Annotated in this window: 18 protein-coding genes and 2 pseudogenes; 1 reads left to right on the forward strand and 19 read right to left on the reverse strand. The window is 42.6% G+C overall.

The window, feature by feature from the left end:
- Nucleotides 1-46 precede the first annotated feature (46 nt).
- The 19 genes and pseudogenes from D5281_RS10355 to D5281_RS10440 form a co-directional block, all read right to left on the reverse strand.
- The gene (locus tag D5281_RS10355; RefSeq protein ID WP_160560080.1) at nucleotides 47-853 is read right to left on the reverse strand and encodes a hypothetical protein; all 807 of its coding nucleotides are present in this window, start codon (nucleotides 851-853) and stop codon (nucleotides 47-49) included.
- Nucleotides 846-1,616: a hypothetical protein gene (locus D5281_RS10360; protein WP_160560081.1), complete on the reverse strand. Its 771-nt coding sequence runs from the start codon at nucleotides 1,614-1,616 to the stop codon at nucleotides 846-848. Before D5281_RS10360 ends, D5281_RS10355 begins: the two co-directional genes overlap by 8 nt.
- A gap of 51 nt (nucleotides 1,617-1,667) precedes the next feature.
- A complete protein-coding gene (locus D5281_RS10365; protein ID WP_160560082.1) occupies nucleotides 1,668-2,876 on the reverse strand; it encodes a hypothetical protein in 1,209 nt (402 codons plus the stop codon).
- Between the two features lie 184 nt (nucleotides 2,877-3,060).
- Nucleotides 3,061-4,299 carry a sensor histidine kinase gene (locus D5281_RS26540; RefSeq protein WP_160560083.1) on the reverse strand — a complete coding sequence of 413 codons (1,239 nt, stop codon included), beginning with the start codon at nucleotides 4,297-4,299 and terminating at the stop codon, nucleotides 3,061-3,063.
- A gap of 50 nt (nucleotides 4,300-4,349) precedes the next feature.
- Nucleotides 4,350-5,075, reverse strand: a complete 726-nt coding sequence (locus D5281_RS10375) for a LytR/AlgR family response regulator transcription factor (RefSeq protein WP_160560084.1) — start codon at nucleotides 5,073-5,075, stop codon at nucleotides 4,350-4,352.
- Nucleotides 5,076-5,201: 126 nt separating this feature from the next.
- Nucleotides 5,202-7,445, reverse strand: coding sequence for an ABC transporter permease (locus D5281_RS10380; protein WP_160560085.1), 2,244 nt, complete (start codon nucleotides 7,443-7,445; stop codon nucleotides 5,202-5,204).
- Nucleotides 7,446-7,450: 5 nt separating this feature from the next.
- On the reverse strand, nucleotides 7,451-8,131 hold the full coding sequence (locus D5281_RS10385; RefSeq protein WP_160560086.1) for an ABC transporter ATP-binding protein: 681 nt from the start codon (nucleotides 8,129-8,131) through the stop codon (nucleotides 7,451-7,453).
- A gap of 68 nt (nucleotides 8,132-8,199) precedes the next feature.
- The gene (locus D5281_RS10390) at nucleotides 8,200-9,384 is read right to left on the reverse strand and encodes a sensor histidine kinase (protein WP_160560087.1); all 1,185 of its coding nucleotides are present in this window, start codon (nucleotides 9,382-9,384) and stop codon (nucleotides 8,200-8,202) included.
- Entirely contained in the window at nucleotides 9,381-10,052 is a 672-nt protein-coding gene (locus tag D5281_RS10395) for a response regulator transcription factor (RefSeq protein ID WP_160560088.1), read from the reverse strand. The genes D5281_RS10390 and D5281_RS10395 overlap by 4 nt, the downstream gene beginning before the upstream one ends.
- A gap of 83 nt (nucleotides 10,053-10,135) precedes the next feature.
- Nucleotides 10,136-11,950 (reverse strand): M56 family metallopeptidase, encoded by a 1,815-nt coding sequence (locus D5281_RS10400; RefSeq protein ID WP_160560089.1) that lies wholly within the window; start codon nucleotides 11,948-11,950, stop codon nucleotides 10,136-10,138.
- Nucleotides 11,951-12,026: 76 nt separating this feature from the next.
- Nucleotides 12,027-12,407, reverse strand: coding sequence for a BlaI/MecI/CopY family transcriptional regulator (locus D5281_RS10405; RefSeq protein WP_160560090.1), 381 nt, complete (start codon nucleotides 12,405-12,407; stop codon nucleotides 12,027-12,029).
- Nucleotides 12,408-12,513: 106 nt separating this feature from the next.
- Nucleotides 12,514-13,011 (reverse strand): hypothetical protein, encoded by a 498-nt coding sequence (locus D5281_RS10410; RefSeq protein WP_160560091.1) that lies wholly within the window; start codon nucleotides 13,009-13,011, stop codon nucleotides 12,514-12,516.
- Between the two features lie 106 nt (nucleotides 13,012-13,117).
- The gene (locus D5281_RS10415) at nucleotides 13,118-14,476 is read right to left on the reverse strand and encodes a sensor histidine kinase (RefSeq protein WP_160560092.1); all 1,359 of its coding nucleotides are present in this window, start codon (nucleotides 14,474-14,476) and stop codon (nucleotides 13,118-13,120) included.
- On the reverse strand, nucleotides 14,473-15,189 hold the full coding sequence (locus tag D5281_RS10420) for a LytR/AlgR family response regulator transcription factor (RefSeq protein WP_160560093.1): 717 nt from the start codon (nucleotides 15,187-15,189) through the stop codon (nucleotides 14,473-14,475). The genes D5281_RS10415 and D5281_RS10420 overlap by 4 nt, the downstream gene beginning before the upstream one ends.
- Nucleotides 15,190-15,289: 100 nt before the next feature.
- Nucleotides 15,290-15,478: pseudogene (locus D5281_RS25605) on the reverse strand (lantibiotic ABC transporter ATP-binding protein); the annotation flags it as partial.
- Between the two features lie 548 nt (nucleotides 15,479-16,026).
- The gene (locus D5281_RS10425; RefSeq protein ID WP_160560094.1) at nucleotides 16,027-16,170 is read right to left on the reverse strand and encodes a helix-turn-helix domain-containing protein; all 144 of its coding nucleotides are present in this window, start codon (nucleotides 16,168-16,170) and stop codon (nucleotides 16,027-16,029) included.
- Nucleotides 16,157-16,596: pseudogene (locus D5281_RS10430) on the reverse strand (RNA polymerase sigma factor). The gene D5281_RS10425 and the pseudogene D5281_RS10430 overlap by 14 nt, the downstream one beginning before the upstream one ends.
- 164 nt (nucleotides 16,597-16,760) lie before the next feature.
- Complete coding sequence (locus D5281_RS10435; RefSeq protein WP_160560095.1) at nucleotides 16,761-17,390, reverse strand: GyrI-like domain-containing protein; 630 nt, start codon at nucleotides 17,388-17,390, stop codon at nucleotides 16,761-16,763.
- A gap of 52 nt (nucleotides 17,391-17,442) precedes the next feature.
- A complete protein-coding gene (locus D5281_RS10440; RefSeq protein ID WP_160560096.1) occupies nucleotides 17,443-18,342 on the reverse strand; it encodes a helix-turn-helix transcriptional regulator in 900 nt (299 codons plus the stop codon).
- Between the two features lie 218 nt (nucleotides 18,343-18,560).
- Here D5281_RS10440 and D5281_RS10445 point away from each other — a divergent pair, with 218 nt between their 5' ends.
- Nucleotides 18,561-19,343 (forward strand): helix-turn-helix domain-containing protein, encoded by a 783-nt coding sequence (locus D5281_RS10445; RefSeq protein ID WP_160560097.1) that lies wholly within the window; start codon nucleotides 18,561-18,563, stop codon nucleotides 19,341-19,343.
- Nucleotides 19,344-19,453 lie beyond the last annotated feature (110 nt).

Here is a 19,453-nt window from a genome sequence, read left to right on the forward strand (position 1 = left end):
GCAGTCAAATACCCCGCTCCAAGCAACAAAACATCAAATTTTCAACCTATCTCGCCTGAATATCCACCCTCTCTGCGGCAAATAATGATACCAGCGACATAACAAGAATGAAAGCCAACATCATACCAGGATACTTCCAATAACTGCCTGTGCCGTCTACATAATACGCCGGGCTCTGATGCACTCTGGCAATAACGGATAAAATAACACCTCCCAGATGCGCCGTTGCCACCGCCGCCAGTCCCCAAAAACTGCCAAGCACAAGGTTACAGACATACAGAAGGACGCCAAGGAATATGAAATAACATAGCATATACAAAAAAGTAATTCCAAACGCCTGTAAAGCCGTCATATATTTCATCATCCCCACGCCCTCAAAGAAAACATAATATTTTTCCGCAACTGCACTCGAGGCGTTGGTCCCCAGCATATAAACCGGGCTGCTCCAAAGTCCTCCAAAAAAGCCATAAGGAATACTGGCTACAACGGAAACCACAGCCAAACACATTGTATACATAAAAGCCTGGGTTGAAATATATAGCAGCATACCCATATTCCAAATCCGTCTGCCACTGCGATACAGGAGTAAATAGGTATTCCCTTTGGCAAAAGGCGCATCCGAAATGACCAGCAGGTACCCCAGTACCCAGAATCTGCCCGCTACACCCTGATTCTCTGAGACAATAAATGCCTCACAAATATTGACAGGTTCTTTCATCTCCATTGCGTACCCCAAAAAATCGTTTAAACTCAACGCCAGAAATGTCACCCCCAGCAGATATCCCATGATTCCCCTAACGCTCCCTATTTCCTGCCGCAACATTCCATTGGTAATCCTTATCGCTTTACTCATCTTTGCATCTCCTCCTGAATCCTGTCATGGCGGCAGCAGCAGCGGCAAAAAGCCAGACGCACTCCATCACAAGCGACAGCAAATGTCCTGCATCGTCTCCACGCACTAACAGGGCCGGATTCAGACAGTTGGGCATCAAAATATAAAGAGATTCATATAGGACAAAGGGCGCAATCAACGACACATACTTATTCGGCATCCACACTGCAAATGCCAATCCCACCAGCGCCCATGCCGCACCGAACAAAAAGCCCAGCAATACCTTGACTGCCACCATCACTCCAACCCCATAGGTCTGTCCTATTACCACCATTTCAATATCTGTCTCCACCCTCAAAACATTCACCCCAAAAGCATCCAGCCCCAAAGAATTGGCGTCAGCCAGCCCCGGCGCTTTCTGATACACAGCCGCAAGGCATATGAGAAGATAGGGAAACGCAACAATTGCCCCGCCCGAGAGCGCTACGCTGGTCATCCTCACCCAGGCAAATTTCTGTATTTTCATCCGGGCAAGAATCAGCCTGTAATATCCGCTCTCATACTCCCCGCAAAAACGGGACGCATACCCCAGCACCGGGAATACCGGCAAAAATACAGTAAACCCAGACACTGCAAGTATATTTACAATTGCATAATAAGGGCTTCCCGAATGGAGCGATTCTGTGACAAAATTATACGCAAGCAGTGCTCCCAGCCCGAAAATGCCTGCAAAAAATCCCGGATTGGCAAAGCTCCTTTTTATATCCGTCCATAAAAATTTCATATGCATGCCTTCCTGCACCTTCCATCACTTTACCCGCTTTCACCAACATTTCTAATCAGCATCTTCCAGTTCTCCTGTGACTGCATTCACGCAAATATGTACCGGCCCCACTGCATCGCCATAGCCTCCATCCACATATTCGTCAAGAGGTATATAGATATGCCATATGGGCGTAAGCACCAGCTCAGGCTTATACTCTATCTCATCCGTGGCAGGCGCAGGATTGGGCACCGGATAATAATTTAATTCCACTCTATCGTATGTTATTCTACCGTCCGACTCTATCATGCCGTTGTCCAGATACTGCTCAAGTGTTTTCAGGACCTGTTCAAACGAAAGAGCCGTAACAGGTTCTTTATTCGCTGCTTTTCCGCAAAAATCTATTAGGGTTACCTCCGCCACACCCTCCTTCGAAACATACGCATACCCGTTTGGCGAAACCTGTCCCAAAGCATAGCTATCGCTCCCGATATCCACCACTATACCGTCATAGACAGGTACGAACTCCATACGGTAATAGCTGTAATCACTTCCCTCCACATAATAAACCGCTTTAAAGGCAAGCTCACTCACCCCCACAGTTCCCACCTTATCCAGAAGGATTTCCCGGGCTCTTTCTGCCGAGAAACTGCCTTCCTCCATCCGGTCCCTGGTAATGAGCGTTTCGTTGCAGTCCCCATCGTAAATCCTAAAGCATTTTTCCCTTAAGTCATTATCAATATAGCACGCCCCTGTATGACTTGAAAAGGATGCCTCCTTTGTCCCATCGCTAATCCTGTCTGCACTGTGATCGCCGAATTTGGAATATAAAAACTTTTCTCCGCTTTCATCGCCAGTGGCATTATATCTGTCGTTCTCCTCTATCTCGCTTAAAAGTTCCTGTGAGGTGTCCTCTATGGCGCCGCTTTCGCTGTCAAGGAAGGCAACAAGAGCATCTCTGTCAAGTCCATCATCCGGCTTAAGTGTGATTTTGTACAAGTTATCAGGTATTGCGGGAATTTCGGCGTTTATATTTATTTTGTTATCGCCTGTACCTACTGTACCCTGGTATTGACCTGCTGCCTGCTTCCGGGCTCCATCTTCCCCTTGTATCTGTTCCTGTTCGTCTGCTGCAACAATCTCCTGCACCTGCCTTTCCATATCACTCTGGGCGTGCATAATGCCGTTTCCTTCCGCCACATCCGGCGTTTTCTGACAGCCGGTAAGCCCAAACGCGCAAAATATTGCCACCATCGTCAGGCATAGAATGTTTTTTCTCATACTGATACCTCCTACAAGATTCCTTTGTAATTTGGCATGCTTTTCGGCGCTGTCTTTATTTTCCAAGCCGCTTCTTTCCACATGCTTATCAAACCATACCACAAATTCGGACACTTTTTGGAGTTTGGCGAAATCAGACCATATTTATGACGAAATCAGCCTGAGAAATTATTATTTTCTTATATTACATCTCTTTTATGTACATTATGATATCTGTTTCCATACTTCCGTTTTCACATATCAGCTCCATATCTCCGTGATATTTTTCGATAATCCTTTGCACATTGCCCAGACCTATCCCATGATTTGGCGCGTCTTCTTTTGTTGTTTCCAGACGCCCTACCTTTCCGTCTGCAATTCCCAGGCAACTGTTGCGGATATGGATAAACAGAATTCCTTTCTCCAGATTGATTGCTATTTTCAGCTTTTTTTCTTCTGTCTTGCCCGCCGCCTCTATTGCATTATCAAGCAGATTCCCCAATACTACATTTAAGTCAAAAGAGTGCAGCATCAGTTTTTCCGGTATACTTATCTTTGCCTCCACCGTGTCCAGAATCTCATTTGCCCTTTGCAGCTTGTAATTTAACAAGCTGTCCACAGACTCGTTCCCTGTGGAAATATACTCTGATGGGTTAACCATAAAATTCTGCATGGAACTAAGATACCGGCCGGCTTCTTCCCACTCTCTTTTCTGCAAAAGCATCTGAAGCGCCAATATATGGTTTTTCATGTCATGCCTCAACGCACGGAGACGTCCCTGGGATTCCATAATCACATCCAGTTGGTTAGCGTATGCGTATGTCTGCTGCCGGTATATATCATTTTCCCTTAAATTCCTGTAATTTTCCGCCATCATATGATAGAGATAAAATATACTCAGATTGATAATCAGTATGGAAATACATATCAACATCGCCGTTGCCCCCTCATATCCTCCATACAGCAAAACACATAAAATGAATACACTTGCTAAAGGAATTACAATTAAGATAAAGGTCTGCCTTTTATCAAATGCTATTTCCCTGCTGTCCGCCGGATAAGCTATATGGCTGATAATGGTGACAAGAATCAGAAGCAAAAGCGTTTGGATTGCCTGCTGATGTATGATGAACTTTTGCGAAAAGGCAAAAAACACTGCAAGAGCGCATGCCATGTCCGTAATAAACACCACCAGCGACACCCATATCCGGTTTTTCCATGTTCCCTGATACAAAAAGGTAAGTCCTGCGATTCCAAGATAATTACAGATTCCGTACGGTACCGAAATATTAAAAATACCATACAGGATTGCGCTCAGCAGATAATAACATGCAAATCCACTCCATACCTTTTTTCCGTCTTCATCATCTACAGGAAAAAACAGTTCCATCATTTTCCTGATAACTAATACCCTCAGAATATTTACAATCAGTTCTGATATCACATTAACCTCCATGTCGCTGCTTTGCATCGGCACATTTGTGACTTTTCAATCTATTGACCATATATTTCCGTTCTCCGGTATTGCTTTACTTTATCTCTTATTTGCTTCCGATATGGCTTACTGATACTTAAAACAGTTCCATCAGACATTCTCACATAATCGTAGGCGTATTCGCCGACATATAGCTGATTGACTATATAAGACTGGTGTATCATCATAAAATCGGCGGGAAGTTCTTCTATGATACTTTTCAGCTTTCCATAAAATTCATCTTCGCTGTTCCTTGCAACCAGTTTGATTTTCTTATCCATACTCGTAAAATAGACAATATCCTTTGTCGGAATCCTGAATATTACGCTCCCCTTTTGGTACTCGAAGCAGTTTCTGAGGCTTTGCTTTAGCCTGATGCTTCTGATAAGAACTTCCTTTATCTGCTCACCGGATACGGGCTTTACCAGAAAATCAAGAGGTTGAACCTTAAACAGCTGCATTGCGTACGTCTGCTTGGAAGATATATATACGATATGAGTATTGATGTCCTCCATTCTATTGCGAATAAACTTACCTATTGATATACCATCTGCCTGTACCAATTCGATATCCAGAAAAATCAAATCCACCTGTATGTCATTTTGTAAATCATGCAGCATACTTTCACCGGAGTACCAAACTTCAGCATCGACTTTTACTGACAATTCTTTTGCAATTTGATAAATTTGTTCTTCTAATCCGGAACATAATGCTTTATCATCATCACAGATTCCAATCCTGTACATACCTCATTCCCTCTCTGTGAAACATGCATTTATTTCAATCTTTTCTCGTCCTGTTTCTGGTTCAAATTGACGTCTGCCAGCTCTTTTTTGTCAAAAATAAAACAAGCGTATCACTTTACAAACATTCTACATCATAGTATCATCCCGCAGGGCATCCGCCAAATTGACCTTAAGTATCTTTTTTCCGCCGAGGTAATATGCCCATGCCACGAACCCAAAGACAGTTATAATAAACGCCAGAATCGGCAGAACCGGCGCCACTTTGATAAATTCTATAGGGTCTAAATAACTCGCCTTAATCATAAGCGCCACAGCCACTATTGTCAACATTGATGTGATAAGCACCGGACGTCCGACAATAACCAGAGCCTCAATGCAAAATATTTTGCGTATTCCTGCCGGTGTAAGTCCAACAGACTGTAACCGTGCAAATTCCCGTTTCCTTTGACGCAGGAAACCCAAAGTATGGGAAAACACATGGGCGATCCCAATGATTGCAAGCAGAACACAAAACGCGCCTAATATCAGTTCATACCCCCCTATCATTTTATCATTGTCTATTCTCTCCTGAATACGGTTCTCGCTTTCCACTTCATATTCCCGGCTGACCACCTGCATTATCTCATCTTCCAGCATATTCATTGCATCCGGTTCTGTCCTGTCATTTGCCAGTACCCGGACATAAGCATCCTGCTCCGCTCCGCCTATCTGCCTTTTGATTTCCTTCCACAGGGATAAAGGGAGAAACTCTACCAGCGGAAAGTCGGATTTTTCGTATTCTTCCCGCAGAAGCGGATATTCCTGTGTACAAGCCAGCACCGGAATCTCTGTCATGCTTTCAAATGCCCTGTCTCCTTTGGCGGCAGCGTTATGCAAAACAATTGTTTCCATATCATCTTTCACATAGGGAATGTATTTTGGATAACGGAAGTTACTGTTTTCACTGTCCCATAGCCGGTTTAAGACAATGCCCCCGTCAAGCCGGAACGCAATTCCAATCTGTTCACAGAATTCACCGAAACTTTCATCATCCAATATAACCAGAGGCGCCTTTACCTGAAAAGCTCCCTCACCAGAAAATTGAGGCTCACCTGAAAACGCTTCCAAACCGCCTGCTGCCAGCAGCTGCTGGCTTTGCGCTTCCTCCGGCAATATGCACACCGCCTCCGCCTTTTGATATACAACACTGCTGTCTACTCCTGACAGTTCCCGAATGTCCTTTGCCAGTGTAAAATCCTCTATGGGAGTATCTTTCACCGTCACCATGACATCCCATGCATCCTGGTATTTTTCAAAATAGGTATGATTTGTGCTGATACCGGAAAGCGTCCAAAAGCACTGCATTGTCATAAATCCAAAAAAAGCCAGTGTCAGTGACAATGAGGTGGTACGCAAAGCCTTTCTCTGGGCCTTTATCGCATTTCCGGCTATTTCTCCTTCCATTCCGAACAATGTGGATAAAATAGGGGAATGCTTTTTTACCCAAAATCCCATACGCCTTTTTTTAAGCTGTAATTCATCCGTACCCCGGATTGATTCAAGCGGAGTCAATCTGCTTAGCTTTCTCGCCGGAAGCCATGCGGAAACAAGCACTGTAAGGATAGATAAGATAAGGACAAGAAGCAGAAGAAACGGATGGCAGCTATAGGACATCTGCCGCCCTCCCACAAGGTTCTTTGCAAAAGCGTTCATTCCCCAAACGGTACCAAAGCTGAAAACAATTCCTGACAAAATCCCCGCCATAATCGGCACGGCAGCGCGAACAAGCGCCTCCTGTATCAGACATGCCCGAATCTGCCCCGGAGTAGCCCCAATGCTTGAAAAAATTCCAAATTGGTGAACCCTGCTGTTCATAGATACCGCAAAGGAATTATGGATTACCAGTATCAAAGAAAAGCACATAATCACCACGATCACCAGATAGGCCGGCATCAGAAGCCTTGGCATATCGTCCCCCGGAATACGGACAAAATAAAGGGATAAAAGCTGATAATTGTAATCGGCCGCATCTTCCGGCAATCCCAGAATATTTACCAGGGCGCGCATATCCTGATATACCGTCTTTTTGTTAGAAAAATACACATCCATCACGGTTCCCTGTTCCCCGGATAATTCCTCATTCACTACCGCCTTTTCCACATTGGCAAAATGATTGACAGCCGCCAGATCATTTCCACTGATTTCCCCGGTGATGCGGCCATGCCAGTCGCCGTCCTCCAATTTCGTCCCTTCAATGCCATCCAGCCAGAAATTGTAAAACAGACAACAAAGAAAAGAGAGAAACAATGCGGCAATGAAGGATGCCGCCATGATAGATATACCGGAAGTGCGGTTATTTTTTATATAATCTTTTGCATAATTTTTCCACATACTGCTCACCCCCGCTTCTCATCGCTGACAATCCGCCCATCCTCTATGGTTACAATGCGGTCTGTCTCAAGCGCAATCTTCTCGTCATGCGTAATCAACAAAATGGTCTGCTTCAGATTACGGTTGGATAATTTCAGCATATCAATGATTTCTCTTGAATTTTTCTGATCCAAATTTCCCGTGGGCTCGTCCGCTAAAAGGATCGCCGGACGGTATATCAAAGACCGTGCAATCGCTGCCCGCTGCTGCTGGCCTCCTGATAACTGGTTCGGGAGTGATTCTAACCTGTCGGCGATTCCTAAGGATCCGACTATCTGTTCAAAATATTCCTGGTTCGGCTTTTTCTTATCCAATAGCAGCGGCATCAGGATGTTTTTCCGAATAGTAAGCGTTGGTATCAGATTATAAAACTGATAGACCAGCCCCACCTTCCTGCGTCTGAAGACAGCTGCCTCGGTTTGATTCAAGGTTGAAATATCGGTTCCTTCAATGATGACCTTTCCCTCCGTAGGTTTATCCACGGATCCAAGGATATGCAGTAAGGTAGATTTTCCGGAACCGGAAGCCCCCACAATTGCCACAAATTCTCCCTTCTCCACGGACAAATCCACTTTGTCCAAAGCCGTAACCTTGCTGTTTCCGGCGCCGTATAACTTTTGAATCCCTTCGCATTTCAAAATCTCCATGCCTTATTTCCTCCTGTCATGAATTGTACATTGCTTATAATTCTATTATAGCAACGTTAAGTGACAACTCAGTGACTGTAAAAACGGATTTCAAAACAGGCGCCGGCATTTGTAAGGTTCCGTGCCGTGATCGTTCCATTCTGCGCCTCTATGAGCGCCTTGGAAAGGGCCAGGCCGATCCCTATCCCCTCTCCTTTCATCTCCCGCCCCCTGTAAAACCGTTCAAAAAGGTGCGGGATGTCCTCTTTCGCAAATCCGGCTCCCGTATCCCAAATCCTGATTTGCGTATAAAGCGGATTTTGTTCATAGGAACAGTGGACACGCTCTCCCGGCGGCGTATGTTCCATGCAGTCTTTTAAAACATTCATGATTGCCTCCATTGTCCACTCCATGTCCGCACGAATCATCATTTCACCCAATTCCAGTATATCAACGGAGACATCCGCCCTTGAAAATATTTCCTGCAGATTATCCGCAGCAAGCATAAGAACCGTGAAAACATCAACATTCTCCTGTTTCAGGGACAAAGTTCCGGCATCAATACGTGATAACAGTAACAGCGCCTCCTCTAAATGTGTCATACGGGAAAGCTGCCTGTTTATTTGTTCCAGATGCTGTAAAGACGGATTCTCCCGCATCATCTGCATGGACAGGGAAATAGAAGTGATAGGCGTTTTGATCTGGTGGGCGATATTATAAAGGTTTTCCGCAAAATTATTTTTCGCTTTGACCGCCGCATCCCTTGTCTGCTGCAATTCGGTCACTACCTTATAGATTTCATCCTGCAATTTAGAAAAGTCATCCTCGCCTGTCCGGAGCAAAACGCCGCAGCATCCCATATTCACCTTTTCCAGATATTCTGTCAATACTTTAATGCGCATATTCTCCTTTTGCCGCCAAAGCATACACGTAATAAGAAATAACAGCACCCCTGCCAGAAAACCGGCAGCCGAAAAAAATCCACTATACTTGACCGCCGACCCTCCAAAGTATGAGGGGCCGTAGCCATATGCCAAAAGAATATTTTCTTTTGGCACGTTAGTCTGTCCATATTGATATTCTTTCAATACCTCCAATATTGTCTGCTGTGCCTTTGGCTGTTTTTCTATCACTTTCTGGCAGATTTCACCCAGCATCTGCATATGTGTATGATTATAATAATCTGTCAAAAGCATGGTGGCGATTGAAACTGCAAGTACACTTACAGACAAAACAAGCCCTGTCAGAATCATCATATTTTTTCTTCCGCTCATTCCGTCTCCTCCATTCGGTATCCTACGCTCCTGACCGTTTTCAGGCTGGCCGGCTGATGCAGCTTTTCACGCAGACGCTTCATGGTAACAGTGAGTGTATTGTCATTCACATAGTTCCCACTGCTGTCCCAGATTTCTTCCAATATTTTTCTTCTTGTAACTGTTTTTCCCTTGTTCTGTAACAGATATAAAAGCAGCTGGTATTCTGACGGGCTTAAACTTATTTCCTCCGCGTTGTTATAAACCGACATTTTGTTCAGATCCAGGGTTATGGAACCGCAGGATAAATATTGTTTTGAAACATCCCCCATCCTCCGCAGCAGCGCCTTGATACGCGAAAGCAAAATATCCAGTTCAAAAGGTTTTACCACATAATCATCCGCGCCATTCTCAAAGCCGGAAACAATATCGCAGGAATCTCCACGAACCGTAAGAAAAATAACAGGCAGATCCTTCCATTTAGAACGAATCCACCGTACAAGCAGATTGCCACTCCCATCCGGCATATTCCAGTCCACCAAAACAAGGGTTGGACGCATGCCCCGCAAAGCCTCTTTTGCGCCGGCAACCGTAGGAAAAACTGAAATCCTATAGCCTCGCTGCCCAAGAAAGTCTTTCACTGCCTGGGCTATGACCTTATCATCTTCTACATAGTATATGTCAATCATTCTTCTTCCCCGCTTCCTGTCATATAACCGCTGTCCTTATCGTCTTTTCCTCCAAATAGTCAACCCCCAGGGTAAAATGAAAATCAGAAATCATCAGGATCCTTCCTATCGCCCAGCAATTCAACCACTTCCGCCTCATCCATATAGGAAACGTCTATAATTTTCCCATTCTCTCCACGGGTGAGCCTAATATTCACTGTTCCGGCCGGGTTTATCTCTAAAGTATGATAAGCGCGGTTGGACCAAATATCCATGAAAATGTTGACCAGATGTCCCTGGTAGTAATAATTCTTGCCATCCTTTGTAACACCCACGGCCTGATATTCTGCTATTTGCTGTTCTTCCCATTTTTCTTCCTGGATATCTTTTTCTTCATTCAGCGCCAGTTTATCATACAGCAGTGACTGGAAATTCCGATAGCCATCCTCCAATGCCCTCTCCAGGTAGGATTCCAGTTCCCTTTCATCCATACAGTCTGCTAAGATAGAGAAAAACGCAGTCTCGTCATCCGTATATGCTTTTTCCGCAAAATCGGCAAGAAATGAATGATTCCCTTCCAGCGCGTTTACTGCAATGGAAAAAAAGCCGGTCTTGCCATCCGTATATGCCTTTTCTGCAAAGCCGGCAAGTAGTGAAGAGTTCCCATCTAACACGCTTGCCGCAATGGAAAAGAAAGGGATTGCATCATCTGCATAGAGCCTTTCCAGCCATGCAAGCTGTTCTTTCTCATCCAATCTGGAAAATGCAATTTGGAACAGAGGCAAACTGCCAGCCTCATAATATCGCTCCGTCTGAGCGGAAAATACCTCGGCATGTTCCGACTTCTGATTGGGCGCTGCCAAAACAGGATAAACACCCAAAATAGATGCCCCCAAAATTATGCACAGGGTCAGCGCTCCTGTCAATATTTGAATCGCCATAGATTTTTTCTTATAGTTCATAATTGCGTTTAACCTCTCTTTCAATATTTTTATGTTCTCACTTAGGGTGACAGCGCCAAGAGAACCTCTATATTTCCCAACTGCTGCCATCGCGTCAAGTAATGTTTTCCCATAATCCTCTGCGTTTGTATATCCTATCTTTGCAAGGACAGCTTCATCGCAGGAAAACTCACATGCTTTGGTAATCTCCCGGCTCATAAGATACACAAGCGGGTTGAACCAGTGCAGGCAGACTGTTAACTGCACCAGCCATTTATAGAACATATCCCTCCGCTTATAGTGGGTCAGCTCATGCAACATGATATACCGAAAATCCTTTTCGGAAATATCCACACCTGACAATACAATGCATGGATGAAAGAATCCCATTAACAGAGGTGAAGAAATCTGCGGATTGACGCACAGCTCCACTGGCCTATGAATCCCCATCTGTTCTGCGATAAGGGAAAGTCGGTCTAAACTATCCATATCAGATACCGGGACTGAGCCGGAATTTACATACTGCACAAAGCTTTGATAAACTGTTACTTTCCGTATTAGCATTCCCAATACAACCGCCAGCCAGACCAGCCAGATATGGCTTGTCAGCAACGTTATCATGTCCCTGAAAGGATGTACGGCCGTCAACGCGCCTGCACCATCGTCCGCTTCCTGCATTTCATTTTCCCGCTCTTGCCCCACAGCCGGAAGGCTGTCCTCCATCACATCCGGAGATTGTGACTGCTGTAAGATTTCTTCCTGAACCATCCTCTGTTCCATGGCTTGATAGGTCTTTCCCATCAGATTTATTTCGGTCCGAAAAGGAAGCAGCAGCCTCATAATCACAATGAGCCAGATATAATATTGCCACTGTCTGCTGAGCTTATCTTTCAAAAATCCTTTGCCCAAAAACAGTGCCACAATAAGCAAAGCGCCGGAACAAGACATAGACAAAAATAGTTTCAAAACCATACTCATTTTTATACCCCCTGCATACCGTAAACATAGCTTGCGGTACTGTTTTAATAGAAAGTTTGGAAGTAAACTTCCAGGCTTATGCCTTCCGCCCTTTTTCCAGCAGACTTCTCAATTCTTCATATTCTTCATCCGCTAGCAAATCTCCAAAAATCAGGTTAGACACCAACTCTTTTGCGCTTCCCTCATACATCTTATTCATGAAATTTTTTGTCTGCTCTGTCTGATATTCCATTTCCGAAACCAAAGCAGTATATTCATTATGGCGTCCAATCTTCTTAGCTTTCAAAAATCCCTTCTGAACCAGCCGTGACAATAGCACAATCAGTGTGTTTTTCTGGCATGGCCTCCCTCTTAAGGTCAGTTCTTCCATGATATAGGGAAACAACGTCACTTCCTGGGAATTTCCCCAAATAATCTTCATAATCTCATGCTCCGCATCCGATATTTGTTGTAGCATATAGTATCCTCCTAAAAAGTATAACACCGTGTTATATCCAAAAGAATAACACGGTGTTATACTTATGTCAAGCCCATATCTTTATAATTTGTATGAAAACTATTTTTTACACAGAAACCGAAATCCTTGCCTCCTGCTCCATAAGAACCGCCTCCCCTTCCTTTGTATAGGTCACTGGCTCTTTTATGCCATTGCTCTTGAGTCCATCTGTTTCCGCCTCCGTTGTATCCATATCCGGATTATCCTTTATGAACGCCTTTCCTTCCTCGCTGATTTCCACGTTATCCATATTGGTATCAGCATTCCTGTTTTCTCTGGCCTTTTCTTCCAGTTTTTCACGTTCTTCTTTACGCTTCCGGATCGCCTCCTCGCACTGTAACTTCGCTTTTTCCCTGGTTTCCTTTGCGTCTTCCTCCATTCCTTCGTCAGCTTTTGCCTTATACTCCTGCGCCTTGTCGGAAAAGTCATTGACATATCCCATTGCCCTTTCCATTGTTGCCGTATCTCCTCTACGCCTTGCTTCCTTGTAAATGCGCATAGGGGTATTAAGCTGATTCATATTTGTCCTTGCCCCTACAAGCCCTTCCATTGTCTTTGTATGCATAATACTCCTCCTTATCACCCTTTTGGGAAACATAAAGCCCCTTATTTTTTCTTTCGGCAGCACAAATAAAGATATTAGATTTATGTTCCAAACAGTCGTTTTGATGTCACATGCGGCATTTAAGCGGCATTAAAATGGATATTACAAAAATTCCCTTCTCAGCTTCGGTATTCATTACCCCGTCATATTTATTCATCACATCACTTACATTGAGCAGACCGATTCCATGTTCCTGCGGGTTATCTTTATTTGTAAATCCTTCCGTATATTTTTCTGTCCTGTCCATACTGTTTTTCACTTCAAGAAGAAAACATTTTTTAACGGTTCTGGCCTGAATATGAATCAACCTATCTTCATTACACCGCAGCCGTTCACACGCTTCTATTGCATTGTCCAGAATATTTCCAAATAAGATACATAAGTCAAACTCATCCATATTCCCCTCTTTCGGCACCTGCACATCGCATTCCCACCGGATTCCCACTTCCCTGGCCCGTTTCCGCTTCTGGTACAGAAGCGCATCCACCGCGCTGCTGCCCGTCATATCCCCGCCGCTCTCCATCCCGCTGCTTTCCATATTTTTCAGGTAACTGTCCAGTTTCTTCCATTCTTTATTCCGTGAAAGCGCCGACAGGGCAATGATATGGTTTTTCATGTCATGCCGCAACCCCTCCGACTGCCTGTACTGCTCCGCCAGCATTTTGTAGACAGCAATCTGGGAATGGTACCGGTTGTTTTTTTCCTGTTCAGCATAAATCCGCTGCATCCCAAACACATAGAAGCCTACCGCAGCCATAGAAAAAAGCGTCAGAAATACAAATTCGGCATGGCTGAAAATCTGGTCATAATACAGTCCCATGTTTCCCCCGCTTCTTACCATAATCCCGTGGCATGCGCCCCATGCTGTCACATCAAATACTGTAATGAGCATCAGCAAAGGAATTGCCAGCGCTGCGTACCATTTCCCCGGCTTACCGTCAAAAACAGGTGCAAGGCACCCCCACATCCAATAGACAGCGTATATGGTAAGGCAATAGTAAGCGCAGACAATCAGCCCGGATTCCCACCCGCTTAAAAATGGTTCTGGGATTTTTTGGACTGTATATCGGAAAAACAGTATCAGGCATGATAAAAAGGAGCTGCAAAAATTTCCCGCCAGCCTGACCGCCGTCATCAGCAGGGAAGCTGCCAAGATTTTTTTCTCCCAGCCTGACCCAAACAGCAATAGCACCAGTCCCATAAACAATATATTATACAGTATCGCATAGAGTATATATGGACCCGTATAACGTATATTCGCAATATTCAGCGTAAGATGACCGCCAAAAGAGAAAACAATAAACATCAGTTCCTTTCTTTTTGAAGCCCCCAGATATTTTTTACAGAATTTATCCGCCATACATAAATATCCCAGATAACATGGCGCTTCAATTAGAATATCTGCATAGTCTATGAGTTGTTTCATAGAACTCCTCCATTTTCCCGCATAACCTTAAGCACCTCCTGGCAGAACGCCTCATATCTTCTTTTGGCAATCACAATTCTTTTTCCATTGTCCAAAATTGCTTCCTGCCTGTTATACCCGTCAACATATTTCAGATTGATCAGATAGCTTTTATGGCATCTGAAGAAGCCTTTATCCTGTAGCTTGTTTTCCAGATCCTTTATCTGTTCGTAGTAGGTAAAAATGCCCTCCGTTCCATGAACATCCACCACCCTCCCCTTTATCTCAAAATAGTATATATCATCAAGAAATAACTTCTTTTTCTGCCTTTCCCTGCTGACAATAATAAATTCTTGTGAATGCCTTTGGGTTTTGAGGGTTGCTTTTTGCAGTACCCTTTTCAGTTTCCTCTCATCTACAGGCTTCAGCAGATATTGAAAAGCCTCCACGTCATACGCTTCAAACACATACTCCCTGCTGGACGATACAAAAATGAGTATCTTATTGGATGCCTTTTCACGGAGCATCTGTGCCGTCTTCATTCCATCCGGATCCTGCATCATAATATCAAGAAAAACAATATCGAAACTTTCCGGCGCCTGCAGTAACTCCCCGCCGCTTCTGAACTGGCGGATAATGCATGCTTTTTTCATTTCTTCCATTACTTCTTTAATTTTCTTTGCCATGTTGCAGCATTCTATAACTTCATCATCACATACTGCTATTGAAAGCATTTTATCACCTGCCTTATAAGAGGATATTATATATATCGGCAAAAATGGAACTATCGTTTTGTCAATGTTATGAACGGACATTTCCATGTAATGATCGTTTTAGGAGGCAGGCGGCGGAGAGTATATGGCTGGCAGTATGGACAGTAATCCCTTTTTGCAGGAAACTCCTGATAAGTTCATGCAAATCTTAAATGCCAATCGGGTCTGACCCATTTGTCGGTTCATCCAGGATAAGCAATTTGGGCTGCCACAACAACGCAAGGGCAATTCCAAGCCCCTGGTGCGTTCCTCATACTGCGTCTGCATGGCATCCTCGAAAACGCTGAACCAGTCTTTCATTTTTTTCTTTTCTGCCGCCGGGCAGATATTGGTATATCTGAAATATTAAGTCAATGCCAAGTTTTATACTTCTGCAATTTCAACTTTGGTTTTAAGCCCTCTATAAGAAATAAATGCTGAAAACGCTGCTACACAAAACAATACAATAGCAGGAATGTAGGAATAGCTCATGGTCGATATTACATTTGCGGTGCAGGCACATATAATAACAGACGCAATGATCGTTGTCTGTATAGATTTTTTTGCGAACCCAATTCTTACAGAAATAATTCCAATAAAGAAAGAAACAGACATAGCATAGTTTCAGAAAAAACTTTTACGCACAATGCAGCAGATAGATGATCGGGTACTAATGGGAACAGCTTTTCTGATAATGAAAAAATAACGTACATTACGACCGTTCCGCATATCATAAAAAATGCTGCCAATAGCCACACCAAAGCAATTTTACTATTAAGAAGTTTTTTGCGTTCTACCGGGTAAGAATATATTAGAACATCATTTTTGCCCGAATAATCTTTTTTCAAGGGCGGCAAGCCGGATTCTCTTGCTGTAATGCCGCAAAACTTCCTCCACGGCTTCCGGCTCGCCGTTTGTCGCTCGGACAATGGTTTCATATGGCACAAGGTTAGTATTCCCCATGTGAAAATCCCTCCATTTCTTTCTGCAACATCTGTAATGCGCTGTGTATGTAATGCCATGCCGTATTCTTGCATTGTCCGTATAAATCCACGATTTCCTGCTGTGTGTAATTCCCGAAAAAATAAAGGTAAATGATTTCCCTCTTTTTCTCCGGCAGGGATAACAGGGCGGCAGCAAGCTCCCCATTAGTGAGGATAATTGTCTGACCGCAGATTGTAACAGGGTATTGTTCGTAAGGTGATTTGAGAAATTCGTCTGATGTGCTTAGAGGGTAGAACTTTTCTTCTGTGAGGTATTCAAAGGATATTTCTTTTGCCGCCTGTTTCTGTCGTGCCATGCGTTGATAGCGGCATAGCGTATGACAACTTTGCAAAAGGCATTGAAAGAATACATGATGTGTTCCCTGTATGCTTCTGTGCAAGTCATAGAAATTTCCCCCTTTCTCCCACATGGGGCGGTGCTTGGTTTATGGTTGCTGTTTATAATCTAAAGGGGCAACAACATTTTAAGTCGTTGCCCCTTGATTACTAAAACTAAATTTCAAATATAGCTTTATATTCTTGTCACTGGCTCGATAGATTTACTGTTTTCTAATTTACCTTATATCTCAAAATTGTTTTAAGCTTATCCTCTTTTGTTCTATTAGTTAAATAGATTTCTCTGTGACAATCTGATATGCGTTGCAGACCATTTTCTTCTGCAAATTTATCCATTTGCTCAAAAGAGAATGGTTCATTGTCATATGAGCCAGTATGCAGAATTTCAATACATTTTCCGTCATGTATCGTATCAAAAATAATATTTTCATACAGTCTGTTTGGCTTTTTAATTTTTACCTTTTCCAATGCAGCACATACCATTTCCGCTGTGATAAAATCCGGCTGACGTATCATAATGGTATATTCCAAATTTTCTTTTATGAGTTTACCCGTAGCAGATTCCGTTTCAACGTTTTTCTGTTTCCAGATACCCTCTAAAGGATAAACCGTAAAGTCGTGGATTTCATTTGATAAAATATTTTTAGTTGCAGTAGATTTATAACCCATTTTAATAGCATACGCTAATGAAAAGAGAGCTCCTACCTTATCTGAAAAATCTGTGTCGTTAGGATTTCCGCTTCCCTTAATCATAATAAAATTTTGTATGGGTATATCTACCAAAGCGGGTATACTCTTTGCTCCATACAGAGCTTTTTCGTGCTTTCTCCATTCAAATTTCATATCAGCACCTCCTTATGGAAACAGTGTATCAAATATAACCTGACGCCCAATGTCATGTTCTATATTTTTCCTGCATTTTCTGTAATCTTTTTTTCATCTGCTCCCGTATAGACTGTGGTTCTATTACCTCAACGCTATCCGAAAAAGACATCACATAAGAATACAGAACCTCATTGTAGGGTAAATCTACTTGGACATATAAATTTCCCTGTGAATCTTCTGTTATGTTATCTGTAAATTCATCATAAACACGAAAAGCCGCTTGCCTGTCAAATTTCAACTTAACGGCAACAGTATTTTCAACTTGTATTTGTTTTTCGATTTTTGTCGGTGTTAAATCTTGCGTAAAAGTTTCAGACAGCATTTCAAGCTCTTTTATTCTCGTCAACTTAAAAAAGCGGTAATCATTTCTTAACAGGCAAAAAGAATATAAATACCAGCTTTTGCTCTTGAATACTAACCGAATAGGTCTTACATTTCTTTTCTCTTTATTTCCTTTTCCGCTAAAATAGCAAAAGGAAATAGTTCTCTTTTGGAAAATGGCTTCTTTGATGATATTAAATGTATCTTGCTGTGGGGTACGATGCGCCCAGTCTGAAAAATCAACTTCAATCCAATTTGTAGATTTTATCTGAAATAAACCGCTTAACTTTGTAAGCAACTCATTAGAGTTTTTTTCTGTGGTCACAATCATTCCTTGTAGTGCTGTTAGCATTTGTTCCTGTTCTTGTTCAGAAAACAAAGATTTATCCAGCGTATAATCGTTAAGGATAGAAATACCTCCCCCTTTTCCCTGTGTTGCATAAATAGGGATTCCAACACTGCTTATGGAGTCAATATCTCTGTAAATGGTTCTGATTGATACTTCAAATTTTTGAGCAAGTTCGGGGGCGGTTGCCTTTCCGTTCTGTAAAAGATAATATACAATTCTAAATAATCTGCTTTCCCGCATTTTCATCACCTCCCGTATATTATAACATATAAACCCGTCAATGGAATGTCATGTTATAAAAAATGAAGAGAGTGTCGAAATACGGCAAAAAAACCGTCATTTTGCTGAATATAACATATTCGCAACACACTGTTGACAATGTTCCATTCAGAAAAGATAGAAAGTTACAATCTAATCCGATAAGATTGACCTATCAAAACAAACCAAGGAGGGCACATATGACATTCGGAGAAAAATTGTTTAAGTTAAGAAAAGAAAAAGGGCTTTCACAGGAAGCACTTGCCGAACAAATCGGAACAACCAGACAGGCGATTAGCAAGTGGGAAAATAATCAAGGATTTCCGGAAACAGAAAAGCTGTTACAATTATCCAATATCTTTGAAACATCTACAGACTTTCTGTTGAAAGACGAGAAATCCTCTAACACTATAAACGAGAGAGGATATTATGTAAGCAAGGAAATGGCAACAGGATTTATCGCAAACCAGAAAAAAATATGCAGATATGTCGGTATAGGATTTATGTCGTGGGCATTGGCGGGAATACCATATGTCATGTTTACATCTAATTTGACATGGCGTTTCTTAGGAGTGGCAATTTTTATTATCATAGGCATTAGTTCTTTTGTTTTAGGCTCATTTTCGGAACAAGAACAATACAAAGTCTTGAGAGAAGAACCTCTGATACTTGATTATGCGTATTTGCAAGAATTATCTAATGCGTATCAAGCAAAAAAGAGAATTTATGTTGCTATGTCCGTTCCAAGTATTATTTTATTTATAGTCGGTATTCTGGTAGTATCTTTAACTATGAGCGGCAAGTTTGGTTGGTCAGAGTACCATTCGTTTGTGTTTTTGGGACTGGCAATAGGACTTTTTGGGTTTTGCTATTTTATTGGAGTTATGGGGGCTTACGAATTGCTGATTAAAAGCGAGCAATATTCTTCTTGTTTATCGTTTAAGTTAAAACGCAAAATAAAAGATAAAATCAATAATCTTTGAGGCTGTAAAAAATCTTGTGTCTATGGGGATTTAAGCTTCTCTGATAAGAGTTCGATATGTAAAATTTTGCTGTCTATTTTATGAATTTATTGTTGTCGAATGTTCTTTCT

This window comes from Parablautia muri (genome assembly GCF_009917485.1).
Taxonomy (GTDB): Bacteria; Bacillota; Clostridia; order Lachnospirales; family Lachnospiraceae; genus Suilimivivens; species Suilimivivens muri.

What these genes read in the sequence shown, in the direction of transcription:
- D5281_RS10440 (WP_160560096.1), bottom strand. Translation starts at nt 18,342, where the DNA reads ATGCGGGAAAGCAGATTATTTAGAATTGTATATTATCTTTTACAGAAC.
- D5281_RS10415 (WP_160560092.1), bottom strand. Translation starts at nt 14,476, where the DNA reads ATGAAACAACTCATAGACTATGCAGATATTCTAATTGAAGCGCCATGT.
- D5281_RS10425 (WP_160560094.1), bottom strand. Translation starts at nt 16,170, where the DNA reads ATGGGGAATACTAACCTTGTGCCATATGAAACCATTGTCCGAGCGACA.
- D5281_RS10375 (WP_160560084.1), bottom strand. Translation starts at nt 5,075, where the DNA reads ATGTACAGGATTGGAATCTGTGATGATGATAAAGCATTATGTTCCGGA.
- D5281_RS10385 (WP_160560086.1), bottom strand. Translation starts at nt 8,131, where the DNA reads ATGGAGATTTTGAAATGCGAAGGGATTCAAAAGTTATACGGCGCCGGA.
- D5281_RS10365 (WP_160560082.1), bottom strand. Translation starts at nt 2,876, where the DNA reads ATGAGAAAAAACATTCTATGCCTGACGATGGTGGCAATATTTTGCGCG.
- D5281_RS10390 (WP_160560087.1), bottom strand. Translation starts at nt 9,384, where the DNA reads ATGAGCGGAAGAAAAAATATGATGATTCTGACAGGGCTTGTTTTGTCT.
- D5281_RS10445 (WP_160560097.1), top strand. Translation starts at nt 18,561, where the DNA reads ATGACATTCGGAGAAAAATTGTTTAAGTTAAGAAAAGAAAAAGGGCTT.
- D5281_RS10380 (WP_160560085.1), bottom strand. Translation starts at nt 7,445, where the DNA reads ATGTGGAAAAATTATGCAAAAGATTATATAAAAAATAACCGCACTTCC.
- D5281_RS10420 (WP_160560093.1), bottom strand. Translation starts at nt 15,189, where the DNA reads ATGCTTTCAATAGCAGTATGTGATGATGAAGTTATAGAATGCTGCAAC.
- D5281_RS10400 (WP_160560089.1), bottom strand. Translation starts at nt 11,950, where the DNA reads ATGAGTATGGTTTTGAAACTATTTTTGTCTATGTCTTGTTCCGGCGCT.
- D5281_RS10360 (WP_160560081.1), bottom strand. Translation starts at nt 1,616, where the DNA reads ATGAAATTTTTATGGACGGATATAAAAAGGAGCTTTGCCAATCCGGGA.
- D5281_RS10355 (WP_160560080.1), bottom strand. Translation starts at nt 853, where the DNA reads ATGAGTAAAGCGATAAGGATTACCAATGGAATGTTGCGGCAGGAAATA.
- D5281_RS10405 (WP_160560090.1), bottom strand. Translation starts at nt 12,407, where the DNA reads ATGCTACAACAAATATCGGATGCGGAGCATGAGATTATGAAGATTATT.
- D5281_RS10395 (WP_160560088.1), bottom strand. Translation starts at nt 10,052, where the DNA reads ATGATTGACATATACTATGTAGAAGATGATAAGGTCATAGCCCAGGCA.
- D5281_RS10435 (WP_160560095.1), bottom strand. Translation starts at nt 17,390, where the DNA reads ATGAAATTTGAATGGAGAAAGCACGAAAAAGCTCTGTATGGAGCAAAG.
- D5281_RS10410 (WP_160560091.1), bottom strand. Translation starts at nt 13,011, where the DNA reads ATGCATACAAAGACAATGGAAGGGCTTGTAGGGGCAAGGACAAATATG.